We start from the raw sequence: 17,469 nt of genomic DNA, 5'->3' as shown, positions 1-17,469 counted from the left end.
TATGTCCGCGCCACCAGCGCCGCCGACGCGCTGGCCGCACTCGACGGCTTTGCCATTCCGGTGGTGATCAAGGCCGATGGCCTGGCCGCCGGCAAGGGCGTGATCATCGCCGAGACCCGCGAGGAAGCCGAGGCCGCGATCAATGACATGTTTGGCGGCGGCTTCGGCGCGGCCGGCGCGGAAGTGGTGATCGAGGAATTTCTGACCGGCGAGGAAGCCAGTTTCTTCGCGATCACCGATGGCAAGAATGTCCTGCCGTTCGGCACCGCGCAGGATCACAAGCGCGTCGGCGACGGCGATGTCGGCCCGAACACCGGCGGCATGGGCGCCTACAGCCCTGCCCCCGTGCTCACCGCCGAGCTGCAGCAACAGGTGATCGACCAGATCATCCAGCCGACCGTCGATATGATGGCCGCCGACGGCAACCCCTATAGCGGCGTCCTGTTTGCCGGGCTGATGCTGACCGAGACGGGGCCGCAGCTGATAGAATATAATGCCCGTTTCGGTGATCCGGAATGCCAGGTGCTGATGATGCGGCTGGAGGACGATCTCGCCAAGCTGATGATGGCGACCGCCACCGGCGATCTCGCCCAGACCAGCGCCCCGCTATTTGCGCCGGAAACCGCGCTCACCGTGGTGATGGCGGCGCGAGGCTATCCGGCGACCCCGGAAAAAGGCGGAAAAATCCAGAATCTGGCGCGAGCGGAGCGCGAGGGCGCCAAGATTTTCCATGCCGGCACCGCCGAGATGGACGGCGCGCTGGTCGCCAGCGGCGGCCGGGTGCTGAATGTTACCGCGCTGGGAGCCAGTGCCACCGAAGCGCAGGCGAAGGCTTATGCGGCGGTCGACCAGATCGATTTCGAGAGTGGCTTCTGCCGGCGGGATATCGGTTGGCGGGAGGTGGCGCGCGAGGCGGGGGAGTAGCTCCTGCCAGCACTGCGGCGTTCCAAAGTTTGTCAAAGTTGGGGCCAAGGAAGGGTTTTGCCGGCGCGTTTGCGGGTGGCGGGCCTGGGGCATTTGCGCGAAGCCGCGACGAGACAGACGTCCATGGGGCTTGCTTCACCGCCTATCTCTGACAAAAATGTTCGGACGCGCGGGCACGAGATGGACTCCCGCCCTCACGGGAGAACAAGCGCGGGCAAAGCTTGACACCGGCGTGCGTTTTTATTTTTTGTGACCTTTGCCCCAAGGCCGCAGAATCTCTGCCTTTGTTGGACGCCAGCCTCGCGCCGAGTGTGACCTTTCGGCGCAGCTCGTCGCGAACCAGCGGCGCCGTGCCGATGGCATATTCAATTTGTCAAAGAGCCTGTCCCGCGTTTGTCCCGCGAGCGGGGCTATAATATGCGATGGCGGCGGGTGTAGGAAAGCGTTTTGACAGTCCAACGTATAAAGGGGGCGGAAGTCATGCATCGGGCTGGATCGCTTGCCGTATAAACGCGCCGCGACGGACCGGTTTCATGCCTATTTTATCGCGATGCCTGGCCTTTGCCAGCCAGACAATACATGCCATCCCGGTCACCGCCATGCAAATGCGGTTTGCGCTTATGCAAGTTTTGAAATTCCTCAATTTTCTCCATCTCGATCAGAAAAGCCATGATCGTCCTAGTCTTTGGGATACGCGCATAGCCGGCGTTGGGCATCCCCTTGTGAGGATATGGACCAGCGGTTCCACTCTGGCTGGGCTTCAGGAAAGATCGCCGCCTTTGGGTCCGTCCGTCTTCACCCCGGCCGCCGCCAACTCCAGATCCCGGAGGAACTTCGCATATTCCACCTGCCGGCCCTGCGCGTCCGGGATGCGCAGCAGGTAGGACGGGTGAACGGTGATCAGTAGCGAGCGGTTGGTGGCAAGGGGCAGGATCGTACCGCGGTGACGGGATATTTTCATCACCTTGCCCGTCAGGCAGCGGGCGGCGGTTGCGCCGAGGACGATGACCAGCCGGGGGTCGACCAGCCGAATTTCCTGTTCGATCCACCAGCGGTAATAGTTGATCTCTCCGGCATTGGGGGTCTCGTGGATGCGCCTTTTGCCGCTTTGCCGGTATTTGAACCGCTTGACGGCGTTGGTCAGGAACAGCCGCTGCCGGTCGAGCCCGGCCTCTGCAAGCGCGCGGTCGAGCAGCTGGCCGGCGGGGCCGACAAACGGCCTGCCCTGCCGGTCTTCCTGGTCGCCGGGCTGCTCCCCGATGACCATGATCCTCGCGTCCACCGGTCCCGACCCGCGCACCAGCCGGTCCGAGAAACTCTCGCGCGGCGCATCACTGGCCTGTTCGAGAATTTCGTACAGCTGGTCGAGCGAGGCCGGCGGTTCGGCCGTGGACAGAGGCGCATGGTCGGCAGGGCGGAAGGCGTCCTGCCGACCATGCGCCACCATGGCGTCGACCCGCCCGGCGGCGCGTTCCAGCAGCGACGGGATCAGCTCGGCTTCCGGCAGGTTTTTCCAGTATTTCAACGTCATTTCCGACTTCATCGCGGCGATCTTGACCCGCGCGGGGTTGAAGATATTGGCATAATAGGTCCGCCATTCCGCCTCGACCAGATCCTGCTGCGGCAGGTCATGCTTGCTGCCGCCGGAGCCGATGGACAGCCGATCGCCATCCCAGGCAATGCTCGCCTGCGGCGTCAGGATCAGCCAGTCCATGCCGGTGAAGCGCTTGCGGAAAAAGGGCGCTACCGTCGCGGTGATATGATGATCCGGCTCGAACCAGGCCACAAATTGCTCGCGCCCCTCGCGCTCGCCGATTTTGCGGAAGCGGACGAAGGCGTGCATCTTGTGGATATCGCGCCGGATCGCCTTGGCGTAGCGGTTCAGCTTCATCATATCGGCATCCGCCGGGTTTTCATGCAGGCGTGGAACCGACTGGGCTCTGTACAGCAGCCGATAGGCGAGATCAAACCGGTCTGCGTTCCGGTGCAGCAGACCGCCGTTGATCAGCGCCAGCAGGTGCCTCGAAATCCGGATCGGACGTGGGGAATGGCTGGCGGCTGCCGGGAGCGACACCGTTTGAGCGGAAAGGTCCAGCTGATCGCTGTCGCGCCGTCCTGCGACCGTCCATGTCACTTGATCGGGAGCGACGCGCCCCTGCAACAGCCGTCGCGCATGGGCACGCCAGCCGTCCCGATCGACCTCGCTGCAAAGCGCGATCCGAAAACCGTTTTTCGGACGGCGGTCATCGTCCCTATCGACCGGGGTCAATGATTCTGTCCCGGGATCAGAACAGACTCAGCTGTTCGGCTGGTGGTTTCAGCTGGTCATACAGGGTCAATGAATCGAGCTGCTTTCCGGGATGCCAATCTGCTGCGGTGATGAAGGGCAATATTTTCTTCAGCGACTGGCAGATGCGTTGCAGATCGGCCAGTCGCAAGGCAGAATAGCGGCGGGCCTGCAATATCTTGCCGACGCCCTTGCCGCCAAGCCCGGGAATCCTGAGCAGGCTTTCCTTGTCGGCGCAGTTGATATCGACCGGAAAGCTTGCCCGGTTCTGCAACGCCCAGGCCAGTTTCGGATCAATCGCCAGATCAAGCTGCCCCGCGGTGCCGCCCTGCATGATTTCGCCAACGGTGAAGCCGTAGAAACGGAGCAGCCAATCGGCCTGGTAGAGCCGGTGCTCCCTGAGCAGGGGCGGGGCCTGGACCGGCAAATTGTTGCTCGCATCGGGGATCGGACTGAAGGCGGAATAATAGACCCTTTTCAGACCATAACTGTCGTAAAGGCCGTTGCTGGTGGTCAATATCTTCGCATCGTCCGATGCATCGGCACCGATGATCATCTGGGTACTGTGTCCGCCCGGGGCGAACAGCGGTGCCTTGCGCGAGCTTTTGCGTTCTGCCTTTGCTTCGCGCACCTGCCGGCCCAGATTGGCCATGGTCTTGCGGATCAGGATACCGTCTTTTTCTGGTGCCAATCGGGTGATGGATTCGTCATCCGGCAATTCGATATTGATCGACAATCGGTCGGCATATTGACCCGCCTGCCTGAGCAGGTCAGGATCGGCCTCCGGGATGGTTTTCAAGTGGATATAACCGCCAAAGCGATGGACGATCCGTAACCGCCGGGCCACTTCCACCAGCTGCTCCATCGTATAATCGGGACTGCGGATGATGCCGGAGGACAGGAACAAGCCCTCGATATAATTGCGCTTGTAGAAATCCAGTGTGAGGTCGACAATTTCCTGCACAGTGAAAGCAGCTCGCCGGACGTTGCTTGAGGAGCGGTTGATGCAATAGAGGCAGTCGAACATACAATAGTTGGTCATCAGGATCTTCAGCAGCGAAATGCACCGTCCGTCCGGGGCGTAGCTGTGGCAGATGCTCATGCCGCCGGTCGAGCCGATGCCGCCCGAGCGAAGGGAATCGCGCTTGACCGATCCACTTGAGGCGCAGGAGGCATCATATTTCGCTGCATCCGCGAGAATCGCCAGCTTTTCGGATCGGGTGAGTTTGGACATGAGCCCAGCCTAACTCTTGTTCTTGTTTTGTTCAATAGTTTAAGTGGGTCGGGGCGCCAGGATGAAGCGACGGGTCGCTGTATGTGCCGCTGCTGCGCCGTGCCGGTCTTAAACCTGTCACACGCCGGTCATGCCTGCGTCACCGCAACGGCCTAAATTCACCGGAATGATCTAGCTTATCCGGGAGGTTCCATGAGCGTGCAGACGGCTATGGTTAAACAGTCCACCATATTGAACGATGCAATCCTGCCCAATCGTGCCAGCAAGGCGGGCCTGCTCGAGCGGGCTTTCTCGCTGCTGTTTCGCGGGCTGGTCTATCCGCAGATCTGGGAGGATCCGGTCGCCGATATGGAGGCGCTGGATATCCGGCCGGACTGCCATATTGTTACCATCGCCAGCGGCGGCTGCAATGCCCTGTCCTATCTGCGCGCCGATCCGGCGAAGATCACCGCGGTCGATCTCAATGCGGCGCATATCGCGCTCAACCGGCTGAAATCGGTCGCGGCGCAGCGGCTGCACAGCCATGAAGCGTTTTTCCGCTTTTTCGGCGAGGCCAGGAGCAGGGACAATCTGGCGGTCTATCGCGACCGGCTGCGGCCGCATCTGGACGAGACCAGCCGCAAATATTGGGACGGCCGCGACCATTTCGGCCAGCGCCGGATCAACGGTTTTGCCAGGGGATTCTACCGCAAGGGGCTGCTCGGCAATTTCATCGGCCTGGTGCATATATTGGGGCGGCTCGGCGGCGCGAGGCCCTCGCTGCTGATGGCGGCGCGGACGCGCGAGGAGCAGGTCGAACTGTTCGAGCGGCATATCGGGCCGCTGTTTCAGAAAAAGGCGATGCGTTTCCTGTGCTCCAACCCGATGGCTTTATTCGGTCTGGGCATTCCGCCGGCGCAATATCGCGCGCTCGCCGGTGATCGCCACATGGCCGACGTGCTGCGCGAGCGGACCCGCAAGCTGGCCTGCGACTTTGCCCTGGCCGACAATTATTTCGCGCAGCAGGCCTTTGGCCGCGCCTATCAGAGCGCCTCACCCGGATCGGTACCGCCCTATCTGGAGCAGGCGAGTTTCGCCTGGCTGGGCGAGCGCAGCAAGAGACTGGATATCAGGCATCAGAATTTCATCGAATTTCTCGCCGGCCAGGACGCCGGATCGGTCGATCGCTATGTCCTGCTCGACGCCCAGGACTGGATGACCGACGAGCAGCTCAACCGGTTGTGGGGCGAGATTGGCCGGACCGCCAAGCCAGGCGCCCGGGTGCTGTTCCGCACTGCGGCGGAAGAGACATTATTGCCGGGGCGGGTCGCCGATGAACTGCTCTGCGCGTGGGATTATGACGCGGATCTGTCGCAGGCGCTGACCCGCAAGGACCGCTCGGCGATCTACGGCGCGATGCATCTGTACCGGCTGAAATGACGCTGATGGACGATATCTTGCGCAAGCATGACAGCGACCGCCACGCCGATCTGATGGATCGCATCTACCGCAGCCAGAGCGGCATCTATGACCTCACCCGCAAATATTATCTGCTCGGGCGAGACCAGCTGATCGCGGCGCTGGACCCGCCGCCCGGAGGCCGGGTGCTGGAAATCGGCTGCGGCACGGCGCGCAATCTGGTGCGGGCGGCAAAAGCCTGGCCGGAAGCGGAGTTTTACGGCTTTGATATCAGCTCCGAAATGCTGAAAGAGGCGCGCAAGAATATGGCGCAGAGCGGGATGGCGGAGCGGATCCGTCTGTTCCACGGCGACGCCGAAAATCCGGCGCAGGCGATGCCGCTGACGGTCCGCACGTTCGACCGGATATTCCTGTCCTTCTGTCTGTCGATGATCCCCGACTGGCAGGGCGCGATCCGGCAGGCGCTGACCCTGCTGGGACCGGGCGGCGAATTGCATATCGTCGATTTCGGCCAGTGCGAAGGATTGCCGCCGCCCTTTCGCTCGTTCCTGCAGCAATGGCTGGCGTTGTTCCACGTCGAGCCGCGCGAGCATCTGCGGTCCTTTCTGGCGGAGCTGGATGCAGAAATCGGCACGAACAGCGAATTTATCCCGATGTATAAGGGATATAGCTGGCGGTTTGTTGTTCAAGGCCGAACCGCAACAATCGCGGGCTCCTTGCGACATTAATCGGCTTGTCCCGAAAAGGCGGCAAAATTAACCAAATCTATTGGCCTTTTGTTTCATAGAGGGACAGATTAGGTCATGTGCTTTTACTCATCGCCGTGAGCCAACTGGACTCAGGCGTTATTTTCGGTCATTTTGATTGATCGTTGCAAAAGTCGCAAACGACCGGAGAGAGAACCGAGGGTAGCTGATGGAAATCGGAAGCAAGATACTGACCGGCGCCGCGGCGACCGTGATCCTGGCGCTGGTCGGTCATGTGGCCACCGGTGAAAAGTTCATTTCCGGTCTGGAGCAAGAGGCGCAGACCGAACTGGCTGCGCGCGGACTGGCTGCGGCAAAGGTCAGCTTCGACCGGTCGCCGCTGTCGCGAGACGCCATATTGGCCGGTGATCTGGAAGAAACTGCCAAACAGGATGCGCTGAGCGTGGTCATGGCAATTCCCGGAGTGTCCAGCGCAAGCTGGAAAGGCAAGAAGGAAGCGATTGTAACCGCCGAGGGCAAAGCCCCCCCTGCCAGCCGCGATACAGTCGCCAAATGCCAGAGTGAAGTCGACAAGATTATCGAAGCGGACAATATCAACTTCCGCTCGGGCAGCCCTTATGTTTCTCTGGAAGCGAAGCGGGTTATCGACAAGATTGCCAGCGCGATGAAAGATTGCGACGGCCTGTCGATGACGGTGGAAGGCCATACCGATGCCAATGGTGACAGTGAAGTCAACCGGGTCATGTCGCAGGAACGGGCCGACCGCATCAAGGCCGGGCTGGTCGAACGTGGAATGGCCGAAAATCTGATCACCGCTACCGGCTATGGCTCGACCCGGCCCCGGGCAAAGGGCTCCGGTGCGGCGGCCGACGCGCAGAACCGCAGGATTGAATTCCGGATCGGGGCTGCCGACGGTTCGGCGCAAAATGATGCCCAAGCGCAACAGGGAAATTGATCGATGCCACTTTTGCTTGAAAATCTGTTGCTCCTGCTGGCTAGTTTTGCGATTGGCCTCGCGATTGGCTGGTTCATCTGGGGCCGAGGCAACGAAGAAATTTAGCCGATAATGGCGTTCAACAGAGTTCAGAACGGGATTTCGAGATAATGATAACGCTGATTTCAGCCAATTGGCTATTCTTTCTGATCGCACTGCTGATCGGGATCGTCACGGCTTTCTGGATCTGGGCCGCAACCGGCCGCGAATCTTCCGAGGTCGAGAATTTCTCCGCCGATGATGGCCTGCTGGAAAAAGCGGGCGAACCGGTCCGGCCAGCCGATCCCGAGTCCGCGCCGCCGGTCATCACCGAACCTGATCCCGAGCCGGCAGCTCCGCCCCGAGTGGTCCCGACACCGGCAGCCGAGGAAAAGCCGGCAGCGCCGCAAGCCGAGCCGGTGCCGGCCGGCAAGCCCAATATCCCGGCGGCCGTCGGCGAACCTGACAATCTGCGGCTAATCAAGGGCATCGGACCAAAGCTCAATACGCTGCTGATCAGCCTGGGCATCACGCGATTTGACCAGATAGCCGCATGGAAAGAAGCGGAAATTTCAGAGGTCGATCCCTATCTGGATACGTTCAGCGGACGGATCACCCGAGATGCCTGGATCGATCAGGCGAAATTTCTGGCCAAGGACGATATCGCCGGTTTCGAGAAGAAATACGGCAAGCTCTGATCAGTCCATCTCAGGATTGCTAGCACGGACGATCAGCTTGTCGATCTTGCGGCCATCCATATCGACAATCTCGAATATCCAGTCCTGATCTTCAAAAACCTCGCCTTCTTCGGGCAGATGGCGCAGCAGCGCCAGCGCATGGCCGGCGACCGTCGCATAGTCCCGGTCTTCTGACAGCCGGATACCCAACCGTTCGGCCAGCGCATCAATCGCCATCGCCCCGGAGACGAGATAGCTGCCGTCGGCACGCTCGATCAGGCTGCGCTGGGTTTTCTCGTCCTGGTCGGACACAAATTCGCCAGCAATCGAACTGAGCAGGTCGTTGGGTGTGACAATCCCTTCGAAATGGCCATATTCGTCGTGCACCAATATCATCGGTACTTCGGTTTCGCGCAGGATTTCCAGCACATCGAGCGCGTCGAGCTGGTCCGGTACTTTCGCCAGCGGACGCATCAGTTTGCGCAGGTCCAGCGCCTCGCCGCCCAGTTGCGCTGCCACGATATCACGGGCCTGGACCACGCCCCGGATCTCGTCGACGGAATGTTCCGCCACCGGAAAGCGGCTGTGCTGGGATTCCATCAGCAGCTTGTGAATATCTTCGCGCTTCGCATCGATATCGAGCCAGTCGATCTCGGTTCGCGGGGTCATCACTTCGCGAATCGGGCGGTCGGCGAGACGCACGACCCCAGCCATCACGGCGCGCTCATGTTCCTCGATCACCCCGGAACGCGTCGCATCGGCGAACACCATCTGCAATTCTTCTGCGGTTACATGATTGATCTGCTCGCGTTTGATCCGCATCAGTCGGAAAATTATGGCGCTGCTATTGTCCAGCAACCAGACCAGCGGCGCCGAAATGCGCGCCAGCAACTCCATCGGCTGGGCCATGATCAGCGCGATTCTCTCGGCGGAGCGGAGGGCGATCTGCTTCGGGACCAATTCGCCAATCACCAGTGAGGCATAAGTAGTCAGGCCGATGACCAGCACAAAGCCGAGGGTTCCGGACAATTCCTGACCCATGCCAAGGGCATGCAGCCGTTCGGCCACCGGTCCGCCGAGGCTCGCTCCAGAAAAGGCCCCGGCAAGAATGCCGATCAGGGTGATGCCAATTTGCACGGTGGACAGAAATTTGCCGGGATCACCGGCCAGGCGGAGGGCCGCCTTGGCTCGCTTGCTCCCCCTGTCGGCCAGGCCTTGCAATTGTGCCCTACGGGCAGAGACAATCGCCAGTTCCGACATGGCAAAGACGCCATTGATCAGCACCAGCACCATTATGATCGCAACGTCAAACCAGGGAAAGGGTGTCATATTGTCCATTGAAAGGGCGAAATGCCATCACCCCCTTTAGCAGCATGTTTTACGGAATCTCAAGGTTACTGTCAGTCGCCGTTCATTTATTCAGCGCTAGGTGGAACCTTCCCTACGACGAGGCGTTGTCTTGTTCGAACGGGAAGACCTATAGAGGGAAAAATAAAATGCGGATGAACAGATCAATAATGGCAGCGGCTTCGCTCGGTGCTCTCGCACTGACAAGCGGTTGCGTCACCAATCCGGAAACCGGAAACCGGACCATCTCCAAGGCGGCCATTGGCGGCATCGGCGGCGTTGTCGGCGGCTATCTGCTGGGTGATGTCCTCGGCGGTCGCAACGATCGGACCGCCAAAATTGTCGGCGCCGGTCTCGGCGGTCTTGCTGGTGCCGGAATCGGCTATTATATGGACGAACAGGAAAGGAAGCTTCGCGAACAGACAGCCGGTACCGGTATCGATGTCACCCGCGATGGCGATAACCTGATCCTCAACATGCCGTCCAACGTAACATTCGGTGTCGATAGCAGTGCTATCAGTCCGGGGTTTCAAGCCACTCTGGCCAGCGTCGCCGACACGCTCTCCCGCTACGAGAAGAGCTATGTCGACGTACTCGGCCATACCGACAGCACCGGCAGTGACGCCTATAACCAGGCCCTGTCCGAACGCCGGGCCGAATCGGTCGCCAACTTCCTGGCCAATAGCGGTGTCCAGCGTGCGCGTCTGGCAACCCGCGGCTATGGGGAAAGCCAGCCGATTGCCAGCAACGCCACCGAAGAGGGCCGGGCAGCCAACCGCCGGGTCGAAATCAGGATTGTTCCGATCTCTCAGGATGATCTGAACAACTAGATTATTGAATTAGCGCTTGCGCTAGTCCGATCATTCCGGGCATCCCCTGCAAAAATTTGCAGAGGATGCCCGGCCATATGACAACACCCAATTTTTCTATCGACCTGACAGGACGCACCGCGATCGTGACCGGTGCGTCAGCCGGTTTGGGCCGCCGCTTTGCCAAAGTGCTGGCGGCCTGCGGGGCAAAGGTTGCCTGCACGGCCCGCCGCAAGAACAGACTAGATGACCTGGTCGAGGAGATCGACGCGGACGGCGGCACGGCCAAAGCCTTTGCGCTGGATGTGCGCGACGCCGCCCAGCTAAAGGCGATCATTCCCGCCGTCACCGAAGCGCTCGGCCAGCCGGACATATTGATCAACAATGCCGGGATCGTCGATGCCGAACATGCCACCCGGATGTCGATGGACCTGATCGACGATGTTCTGGATACAAATCTGCGCAGCGTGTTCATCCTGTCGAACGAATTTGCCCGTCCGCTGATCGCCGAAAAAAAGCCCGGACGGATCGTCAATGTCGCGTCTATCGCAGCCACCAGCTATAGTGGCGGAGGGGCAGCTCTCTATTCGACGACCAAGGCGGGCGTCGTTCGAATCACCGAAACACTGGCTGTTGAATGGTCAAAATTTCATATCAACGTGAATGGCATCGCTCCGGGCCTGTTCGCCACCGACATGGCCGATGGCATGATCGAGCGTGCCGGCGATTTTTCGGTCAATTTCCCGCGCAAACGGCTGGGCCAGCCGGAACAGATGGACAGCACCCTGCTCTATCTGGTGTCGCCATCGTCGGATGCAGTAACCGGAACCGTGATCAAGATCGATGACGGTCAGGGATCGCGCTAGACGCTAGACCAGTTCACCCCTGAGCAGCTTGGGCAGATCGCCGGTCTCGCCTTTGGCTTCGGCCATGAACTGAGCCTTGAGCGGCGGAATCCGCTGGACCAGCCCGATCCCCATGCGTCGGATCGCCGAAGACGTCTCGCCTGGCAGGCCGAACAATCGTGTCAGCAGGTCGGTCGCGGCCGAAACCATCATATTGTCGAGACTCCGCCAGCGATCATAGCGCGCCAAAATTTGCGGATCGCCGAGATCAAGCCCGGTGCGCGCGCCCTCGACCAGACATTCGGTCAGCGCCGCTACGTCGCGCAGGCCGAGATTGAGTCCCTGCCCCGCGATCGGATGGATGCCATGACCGGCATCGCCGATCAGCACCAGCCGCTCGGCGGCCAGATGGGAGCTGTGGTGGAAGCCCAGCGGATAGGTCTGGCGGTCGGTAAGCAGCGCCATTTCGCCGAGAAAGCCGCCGGTCTTCTTCATCATTTCGGCAACAAAGGCGCGCTTGTTGATCTTCGCGAAGGCAGGACCGTCCTTTCTCGAAACCGTCCACACGACGGCCGAGCGGTGCTTGCCATCACCGTCATCGAGCATCGGCAGCAGAGCAAAGGGTCCGGATGGGAAGAACAGCTCATAAGCGGTGTTGCCATGGGGCTTTTCATGCGCAACCTTGCAGACAATCGCGCTATGGTCATATTGCCAGTGGGCCATGATGATCCCGGCTTCCTCGCGCATCCGGCTGCCCCGGCCATCGGCGGCGACCAGCAGCGGTGCGGACAGACTTTTCCCGCTGTCCAACGTGATATCCACGCAAAAATCATTGCGGTCACAGGTGGCGATCTGGGATGACAGGTGCAGCGCAATAGCCGGATGGGCCTGAACCGCCTCGAACAATAGTCGGCGCAGCAGGGCATTTTCCACCATGATGCCCATCGGGCCTTCACCTTCGCCGGCGACAAAATCCAGAGTGCCCGGCTTCAGGCCGTCGTTGACCAATATCTTCTCGATATCGCAGCCATGCGGTCGCAGCTTGTCCGCGAGACCGATGGCCTCGAACATGTTCCAGCTGGCGCTGTTGATCGCCGAAACCCGGGAGTCGTTCTGCGGGTTCAGCAGCTCGTCCGGCTTGGCGCGGTCGATGATTGCGACGCGCAGACCGTGCGCCGCCAGCGTCAGCGCCTGAGTCAGGCCGATCATGCCCGCCCCCAATATGATGATATCGCTATTGCGAGAATCCATTCCCATGACGACTGCCTTTCCGAGCGAAAATCCTGTCTTCAAGGTAGGCATCGAAGCCGGGGAAGGAAAGGCAAAACCGGTAAAATATCGCCAAGAAACTTGACGGCGAGTCCCCGATTCGCGCAAAGGAGCAGATAGTTAATGCACGCTTGTGGCTGGGGCGATGCACGGGAGCATGTTATGGCGGGTAATGCCAAGGAAGCGAACTGGCGCGAGATCATGCGCCTCAGCCTGATGCGCAGCGGTGCGCTGATCGGGGCGATCGCGATCTATCTGTCGACCCTGTTCCTGTTGCTGGCACTGGTCAGCTACTCTCCCAGCGACCCGTCGTTCAGCACCTCCGCGGGCAGCGTCGAATATAACTGGATGGGGATTTTTGGCTCCTATCTGGCCGATCTCCTGCTGTTGCTGATCGGCGTGCCGGTTCTCCTGTTCGTGCCGCTTTTGCTGGTGCTGGCCAACCGGCTGTGGCGCGACAATCCCCAACTCGGCTGGAAACGGCAATTGCTCTGGTGTCTGCTTGCCGCGCTGCTGGTCGGGACCGGACTGGCCTTGTGGTTTCCGGAACCGCAGATGGAACTGCCCGCCGGCCTTGGCGGACTGGCCAGCATGCTGATTGCCAATGCAATCAACGCCGGTCTCAACGCCCTGGCTGCGAGCTGGAGCGATCTGATTTCGGGCATATTGATCGCGCTGAGCCTGATCGGGGGCCTTGTCCTCGGCTATCATAGCCTGCGCCTCGACAAGCCGCTGTTTGCCGGTACATCTTTCAAAATCCCGACGGTAAAAAGTCCCTTCGGTCAAAAGGACGACGGTCTGGTGATCGAGCCAGATCGGCCCGGCATCGCCAAGCCCAAGGCCGAGCCGGCACCGCGCAAATCGGTCCAGCCGGACAATCGGCCGCCGCCGGAGATCAGCGACCGGGCGTTGCCACCGAAGAAAGCCAGCGTCGGCAAGGGCAAGCAGGGTGATTTTTTCGGACCCTATGTCCTGCCATCGCTCGACCTGCTGACCCCGGCGCCGCCACAGAATGCCAATGTTATCGACAAGGCGGGGCTTGAGCGCAACGCGCGGCTGCTGGAATCGGTGCTGGATGATTTTCATGTCAAGGGCACGATCAACGCAGTCCGGCCGGGACCCGTGGTCACCATGTATGAGCTGGAGCCGGCACCGGGGATCAAGGCCAGCCGGGTGATCCAGCTTGCCGAAGATATCGCCCGCAACATGTCGGCGCTGTCGGCACGCGTGGCCTCCATTCCCGGACGCACCGTCATGGGAATCGAGCTGCCCAATGCCAATCGCGAGATGGTGGTGCTGCACGAGATGGTCGGCAGCGACAGTTTCGCCGAACAGACCGGCAAGCTGCCGATCATATTGGGCAAGAATATATCCGGCGATCCGGTCATTGCCGACCTGGCACCGATGCCGCATCTGCTTGTTGCGGGCACCACCGGCTCCGGTAAATCGGTCGGCCTGAATTGCATGATATTGTCGTTGCTCTACCGGCTGACGCCCGACGAGTGCAAGATGATCATGATCGATCCGAAGATGCTGGAACTCAGCACCTATGACGATATTCCGCACCTGCTGTCGCCGGTGGTGACCGAACCGGCCAAGGCCATTCGCGCGCTGAAATGGGCGGTCGAGCAGATGGAGGAACGCTATCGGATGATGTCGTCGCTTTCGGTCCGCAATCTCGCCAATTATAATGAAAAGGTGAAGGCCGCCAAGGCCAAGGGACAACCGCTCGGTCGCCGCGTCCAGACCGGCTATGATCCCGAGACTTCAAGGCCGATCTACGAAGAAGAGCAGCTCGATTTTGAAGTGCTGCCGCAGATCGTGATCATCGTCGACGAGCTTGCCGACCTGATGATGACCGCGGGCAAGGAAGTAGACTTCCTGATCCAGCGGCTGGCGCAGAAGGCGCGGGCGGCGGGTATTCACCTGATCATGGCGACGCAGCGCCCCTCGGTCGATGTCATCACCGGCGTGATCAAGGCCAATCTGCCAACCCGGATCAGCTTTCATGTCACCTCGAAAATCGATTCCCGCACGATCCTCGGTGAGCAGGGCGCAGAACAGCTGCTCGGCAAGGGTGATATGCTGTACATGCCTGGCGGCAAGCAACTGACCCGGGTCCACGGCCCCTTCGTCTCCGATGACGAAGTCCGGCGCGTCGCCGATCACTGGCGCTCGCAGGGTACGCCGGATTATATCCAGGCGGTGACCGAGGAACCCGAAGATGGCAGTTTTGCGCTGGACGGTGCCGATCTGAGCGACAATAAGGAAGACCGGCAATATACGCAGGCCTGCCAGATTGTCTTCGAGAGTCAGAAAGTATCGACCAGCTGGCTGCAGCGGCAGCTCAGGATCGGCTATAATAGCGCGGCCCGGATCATCGACCGGATGGAGGAAGATGGCTTTATCAGCCCGCCCAACCATATCGGCCGCCGTGAAGTGCTGCGCGATCAACATGGGGAACCGCTCTAGCTGTTTTGCTGACAGAGTGATTAAGCCAGTGTTCAATCGCCACCGGCTAAGCGGATAGCCAGATAATCTGGAGTTTTTTATAATGTTCAAATATGGTTTCGCCTTGATCGCTGCGCCGCTGGCCCTGACAGCAAGCCTGCCCGCCACCGCGCAGCAAAGCCCTTCCGACAGCCTGTCGAAAATTTCGAACCATCTGCGCTCCATGTCGACGATGACCGCGAATTTCAGCCAGACCGATCGCAGCGGCCAGCAACTCAGCGGCAAGCTCACCCTGAAGCAACCCGGCAAGATCCGGTTTCAATATCAGAAGGAAGCCAATCTGCTGATCGTCGGCGATGGCAAGGCGCTGACGCTGATCGACTATGACGTGAGTCAGGTCCAGCGCTGGCCGATCAGCAACAGCCCGCTCGGCGCGCTGCTCAATCCGGACCGCGACCTGTCAAAATATGGCAAGATCGTGCCGACACGCAATCCCGATGTGCTGAGTGTCGAAGTACGCGATCCCAAGCGTCCGGAATATGGCATTATCACGATGGTTTTCACGAAAAAAGCCGGCGCACCGGGCGGGCTGAGCCTGGATGGCTGGGTGTCGCTGGATTCGAAGAATAATCGCACCTCGATCCGCCTTTCCAACCAGAAATTCGGGGTTCCGGTCGCCAATAGCACCTTCAACTGGACCGATCCCCGGCGAAAAGTCCGCTCCAAGCGGTGAACCGAGACGGGCCGCCGACAGGCAGAAAAGGATGTTGTTCTCGTTCATATTCCCGACAGAAACACGGGGCTATAACCAAATACAGGATGAAGAGAGACAGTCAGGTTTTCCCCCTGTTACCTGACACAAAAGTGCTCATTTCATCTTATGCGTGACGAACGCGAGTTTGCCCCCACCTCCTTAATGCCCCCGGAGGTGGGGGTTTTCCTTTTCTGGTCCAGCGAAATTAGCGAGGCTTGCCTTTGGGCTTGGGTTTCTGCGCGAGCGTGGCTAGTAGACTCGGCATGAGCGATCATCTGAAAATTGTCAGCTGGAACATCAACAGCATTCGCGCCCGCCTCGACATTGTCGAACGTTTCCTGACCGAGGAATCGCCCGATATCTTGTGCCTGCAGGAAACCAAGGTGCGCAACGAACAATTTCCCGAAGGCATGTTCCGTCGCCTCGGCTATAATCACCAGATCCTGAACGGCCAGCCGATGCATCACGGCGTCGCGATCCTCAGCCGGGTGCCGCTGCACAAGGATGAGCGGTTCGACTGGCAGGACAATGGCGAAGCCCGCCATGTCGGCGCGGTGCTGCAAAATGGCGTCCGCATCGAGAATGTCTATATTCCCGCCGGCGGCGAAATTCCGGACCGCGAACTCAATCCCAAATTTGGTCAGAAGCTCGATTTCTTCGGCCGGATGACCGAATGGTCAAAGAATCTGAAGGAACCGACGATCCTGATGGGCGACTTCAATGTCGCGCCGCTGGCGTCCGATGTCTGGAGCCACAAGGCTCTGATCAAGGTGGTCAGCCATACCCAGGTCGAGATCGACCATCTGTACCGGATGCGCGACGCGCATGGCTGGGTCGACGTCGGCCGCAAGCTGATCCCCGATCCCGAGCGCCTCTATACCTGGTGGAGCTACCGGGCCAAGGACTGGCGCGCCTCGGACAAGGGCCGCCGGCTCGACCATGTCTGGGTCAGCCCGGAACTGGGAGACAGGGCGGTCAGCCATGTCGTGCTGGAAGACGCGCGGAGCTGGGGCAAGCCGTCGGATCACGCGCCGCTGATCACGGAATTCACCTTTTGAAGCCAGCGCCCCTTGACGGGCCGCAACAGGCATCGGCGCGCCGCGCCGCCCGAGCGATTGACGCGCTGCGCCGGGGCTGGCCGGTAGGCGTGGAAGCCGATGGCGAGCGGCTCAATCTGCTGCCGGTCGAGACCGGCAATCTCGAGGCGGCGTTGTCAGGCTCCGGAACCGTCTCGCTGCTGATTTCGGCCAGCCGCGCCGATACGCTGAAACTGCTCAACCAGCTGGCCGCCGCCGACCCGAACCTGCCAATCCAGATCAGCCTGGCGGCACCGGTTACCGCCACGGAAATTACCGCCATCGTCGATCCGGTGCTCGACATGAAATATCCGATGAAAGGTCCGTTTCGCAGCGAAACGCTGACCAACCCGCGGGCCGCAGCGGCGGCGATGGAACTGGCCCGCCACGGCGCGTTGCTGCCGGCCTTTCTGATCGTCGATGCGGCAGAGGATATTGTCGAGGCGGAGGATGTTGCCGCCTATGCCGATTCTGCCGCCCTGACGATCAGCGCCCACGCGCGACTTCCGGTCGCGGCCAATAGCGAAGCGCATATCTACGGCTTTCGCAGCGATGCCGATGCCACCGACCATATCGCGCTGGTGGTCGGCAAGCGCGACGACAGCACGCCGGTGGTAAGGCTGCACAGCGAATGCCTGACCGGCGATGTGCTGGGCAGCCTGAAATGCGACTGCGGTCCGCAACTGCACGCCGCGCTGCATCAGATGGGCGAAGCGAC

General features: G+C 60.5%; 15 protein-coding genes. 11 read left to right on the top strand and 4 right to left on the bottom strand.

All coding sequences use genetic code 11. The annotated features are described in order from the left end of the window. Positions 1-924, top strand: a 924-nt coding sequence (gene purD, locus ACEW8J_RS12465) for a phosphoribosylamine--glycine ligase (RefSeq protein ID WP_373491969.1), incomplete at its 5' end; no start/stop codon positions are given. 760 nt (positions 925-1,684) lie between these two features. Here the strand turns inward: purD and ACEW8J_RS12460 are convergent. Then, entirely contained in the window at positions 1,685-3,193 is a 1,509-nt protein-coding gene (locus tag ACEW8J_RS12460; protein ID WP_373491968.1) for a UdgX family uracil-DNA binding protein, read from the bottom strand. A 16-nt stretch (positions 3,194-3,209) separates the two neighbouring features. Continuing rightward, positions 3,210-4,445: a putative DNA modification/repair radical SAM protein gene (locus tag ACEW8J_RS12455; protein ID WP_373491967.1), complete on the bottom strand. Its 1,236-nt coding sequence runs from the start codon at positions 4,443-4,445 to the stop codon at positions 3,210-3,212. A gap of 210 nt (positions 4,446-4,655) precedes the next feature. Between ACEW8J_RS12455 and ACEW8J_RS12450 the strand changes: the two genes are divergently transcribed. From ACEW8J_RS12450 to ACEW8J_RS12435, 4 genes are all read left to right on the top strand, one after another. Beyond that, positions 4,656-5,864, top strand: coding sequence for a DUF3419 family protein (locus ACEW8J_RS12450; RefSeq protein ID WP_373491970.1), 1,209 nt, complete (start codon positions 4,656-4,658; stop codon positions 5,862-5,864). A 5-nt stretch (positions 5,865-5,869) separates the two neighbouring features. Beyond that, positions 5,870-6,571: a class I SAM-dependent methyltransferase gene (locus ACEW8J_RS12445; RefSeq protein WP_373491966.1), complete on the top strand. Its 702-nt coding sequence runs from the start codon at positions 5,870-5,872 to the stop codon at positions 6,569-6,571. A gap of 187 nt (positions 6,572-6,758) precedes the next feature. After that, the gene (locus tag ACEW8J_RS12440; RefSeq protein ID WP_373491965.1) at positions 6,759-7,505 is read left to right on the top strand and encodes an OmpA family protein; all 747 of its coding nucleotides are present in this window, start codon (positions 6,759-6,761) and stop codon (positions 7,503-7,505) included. A 149-nt stretch (positions 7,506-7,654) separates the two neighbouring features. Continuing rightward, positions 7,655-8,221, top strand: a complete 567-nt coding sequence (locus ACEW8J_RS12435) for a hypothetical protein (protein ID WP_373491964.1) — start codon at positions 7,655-7,657, stop codon at positions 8,219-8,221. Here ACEW8J_RS12435 and ACEW8J_RS12430 read toward each other — a convergent pair whose 3' ends face one another. Further along, the gene (locus ACEW8J_RS12430; RefSeq protein ID WP_373491963.1) at positions 8,222-9,538 is read right to left on the bottom strand and encodes a hemolysin family protein; all 1,317 of its coding nucleotides are present in this window, start codon (positions 9,536-9,538) and stop codon (positions 8,222-8,224) included. A 158-nt stretch (positions 9,539-9,696) separates the two neighbouring features. Here ACEW8J_RS12430 and ACEW8J_RS12425 point away from each other — a divergent pair, with 158 nt between their 5' ends. Together ACEW8J_RS12425 and ACEW8J_RS12420 are read left to right on the top strand one after the other, a co-directional pair. After that, positions 9,697-10,377, top strand: a complete 681-nt coding sequence (locus ACEW8J_RS12425; RefSeq protein WP_373491962.1) for an OmpA family protein — start codon at positions 9,697-9,699, stop codon at positions 10,375-10,377. 77 nt (positions 10,378-10,454) lie between these two features. Further along, entirely contained in the window at positions 10,455-11,222 is a 768-nt protein-coding gene (locus ACEW8J_RS12420; protein ID WP_373491961.1) for an SDR family NAD(P)-dependent oxidoreductase, read from the top strand. Positions 11,223-11,225: 3 nt separating this feature from the next. Here the strand turns inward: ACEW8J_RS12420 and ACEW8J_RS12415 are convergent, their stop codons facing one another. After that, complete coding sequence (locus ACEW8J_RS12415; RefSeq protein WP_373491960.1) at positions 11,226-12,458, bottom strand: UbiH/UbiF/VisC/COQ6 family ubiquinone biosynthesis hydroxylase; 1,233 nt, start codon at positions 12,456-12,458, stop codon at positions 11,226-11,228. Positions 12,459-12,632: 174 nt separating this feature from the next. Between ACEW8J_RS12415 and ACEW8J_RS12410 the strand changes: the two genes are divergently transcribed. The 4 genes from ACEW8J_RS12410 to ACEW8J_RS12395 form a co-directional block, all read left to right on the top strand. Continuing rightward, a complete protein-coding gene (locus ACEW8J_RS12410) occupies positions 12,633-14,942 on the top strand; it encodes a DNA translocase FtsK 4TM domain-containing protein (RefSeq protein WP_373491959.1) in 2,310 nt (769 codons plus the stop codon). An 82-nt stretch (positions 14,943-15,024) separates the two neighbouring features. After that, positions 15,025-15,654, top strand: coding sequence for an outer membrane lipoprotein carrier protein LolA (locus ACEW8J_RS12405; RefSeq protein ID WP_373491958.1), 630 nt, complete (start codon positions 15,025-15,027; stop codon positions 15,652-15,654). Positions 15,655-15,938: 284 nt separating this feature from the next. Next, entirely contained in the window at positions 15,939-16,733 is a 795-nt protein-coding gene (xth, locus tag ACEW8J_RS12400; protein ID WP_373491957.1) for an exodeoxyribonuclease III, read from the top strand. Next, the coding region (locus tag ACEW8J_RS12395; RefSeq protein WP_373491956.1) for a GTP cyclohydrolase II at positions 16,730-17,469 on the top strand (740 nt) is incomplete at its 3' end. The genes xth and ACEW8J_RS12395, both read left to right, overlap by 4 nt.

This window comes from Parasphingorhabdus sp. (assembly GCF_041748495.1).
GTDB lineage: Bacteria > Pseudomonadota > Alphaproteobacteria > Sphingomonadales > Sphingomonadaceae > Parasphingorhabdus.
The sequence above is the reverse complement of the archived record's forward strand: the minus strand, read 5'-3'. Positions and strand labels throughout refer to the sequence as shown.

Bases quoted from the DNA above. Each gene is read 5' to 3' on its own strand.
- ACEW8J_RS12450 (WP_373491970.1), top strand. From the start codon at position 4,656: ATGGTTAAACAGTCCACCATATTGAACGATGCAATCCTGCCCAATCGT.
- ACEW8J_RS12415 (WP_373491960.1), bottom strand. From the start codon at position 12,458: ATGGGAATGGATTCTCGCAATAGCGATATCATCATATTGGGGGCGGGC.
- ACEW8J_RS12410 (WP_373491959.1), top strand. From the start codon at position 12,633: ATGGCGGGTAATGCCAAGGAAGCGAACTGGCGCGAGATCATGCGCCTC.
- ACEW8J_RS12420 (WP_373491961.1), top strand. From the start codon at position 10,455: ATGACAACACCCAATTTTTCTATCGACCTGACAGGACGCACCGCGATC.
- ACEW8J_RS12425 (WP_373491962.1), top strand. From the start codon at position 9,697: ATGCGGATGAACAGATCAATAATGGCAGCGGCTTCGCTCGGTGCTCTC.
- ACEW8J_RS12455 (WP_373491967.1), bottom strand. From the start codon at position 4,445: ATGTCCAAACTCACCCGATCCGAAAAGCTGGCGATTCTCGCGGATGCA.
- ACEW8J_RS12430 (WP_373491963.1), bottom strand. From the start codon at position 9,538: ATGGACAATATGACACCCTTTCCCTGGTTTGACGTTGCGATCATAATG.
- ACEW8J_RS12435 (WP_373491964.1), top strand. From the start codon at position 7,655: ATGATAACGCTGATTTCAGCCAATTGGCTATTCTTTCTGATCGCACTG.
- ACEW8J_RS12440 (WP_373491965.1), top strand. From the start codon at position 6,759: ATGGAAATCGGAAGCAAGATACTGACCGGCGCCGCGGCGACCGTGATC.
- ACEW8J_RS12405 (WP_373491958.1), top strand. From the start codon at position 15,025: ATGTTCAAATATGGTTTCGCCTTGATCGCTGCGCCGCTGGCCCTGACA.
- ACEW8J_RS12445 (WP_373491966.1), top strand. From the start codon at position 5,870: ATGGACGATATCTTGCGCAAGCATGACAGCGACCGCCACGCCGATCTG.
- xth (WP_373491957.1), top strand. From the start codon at position 15,939: ATGAGCGATCATCTGAAAATTGTCAGCTGGAACATCAACAGCATTCGC.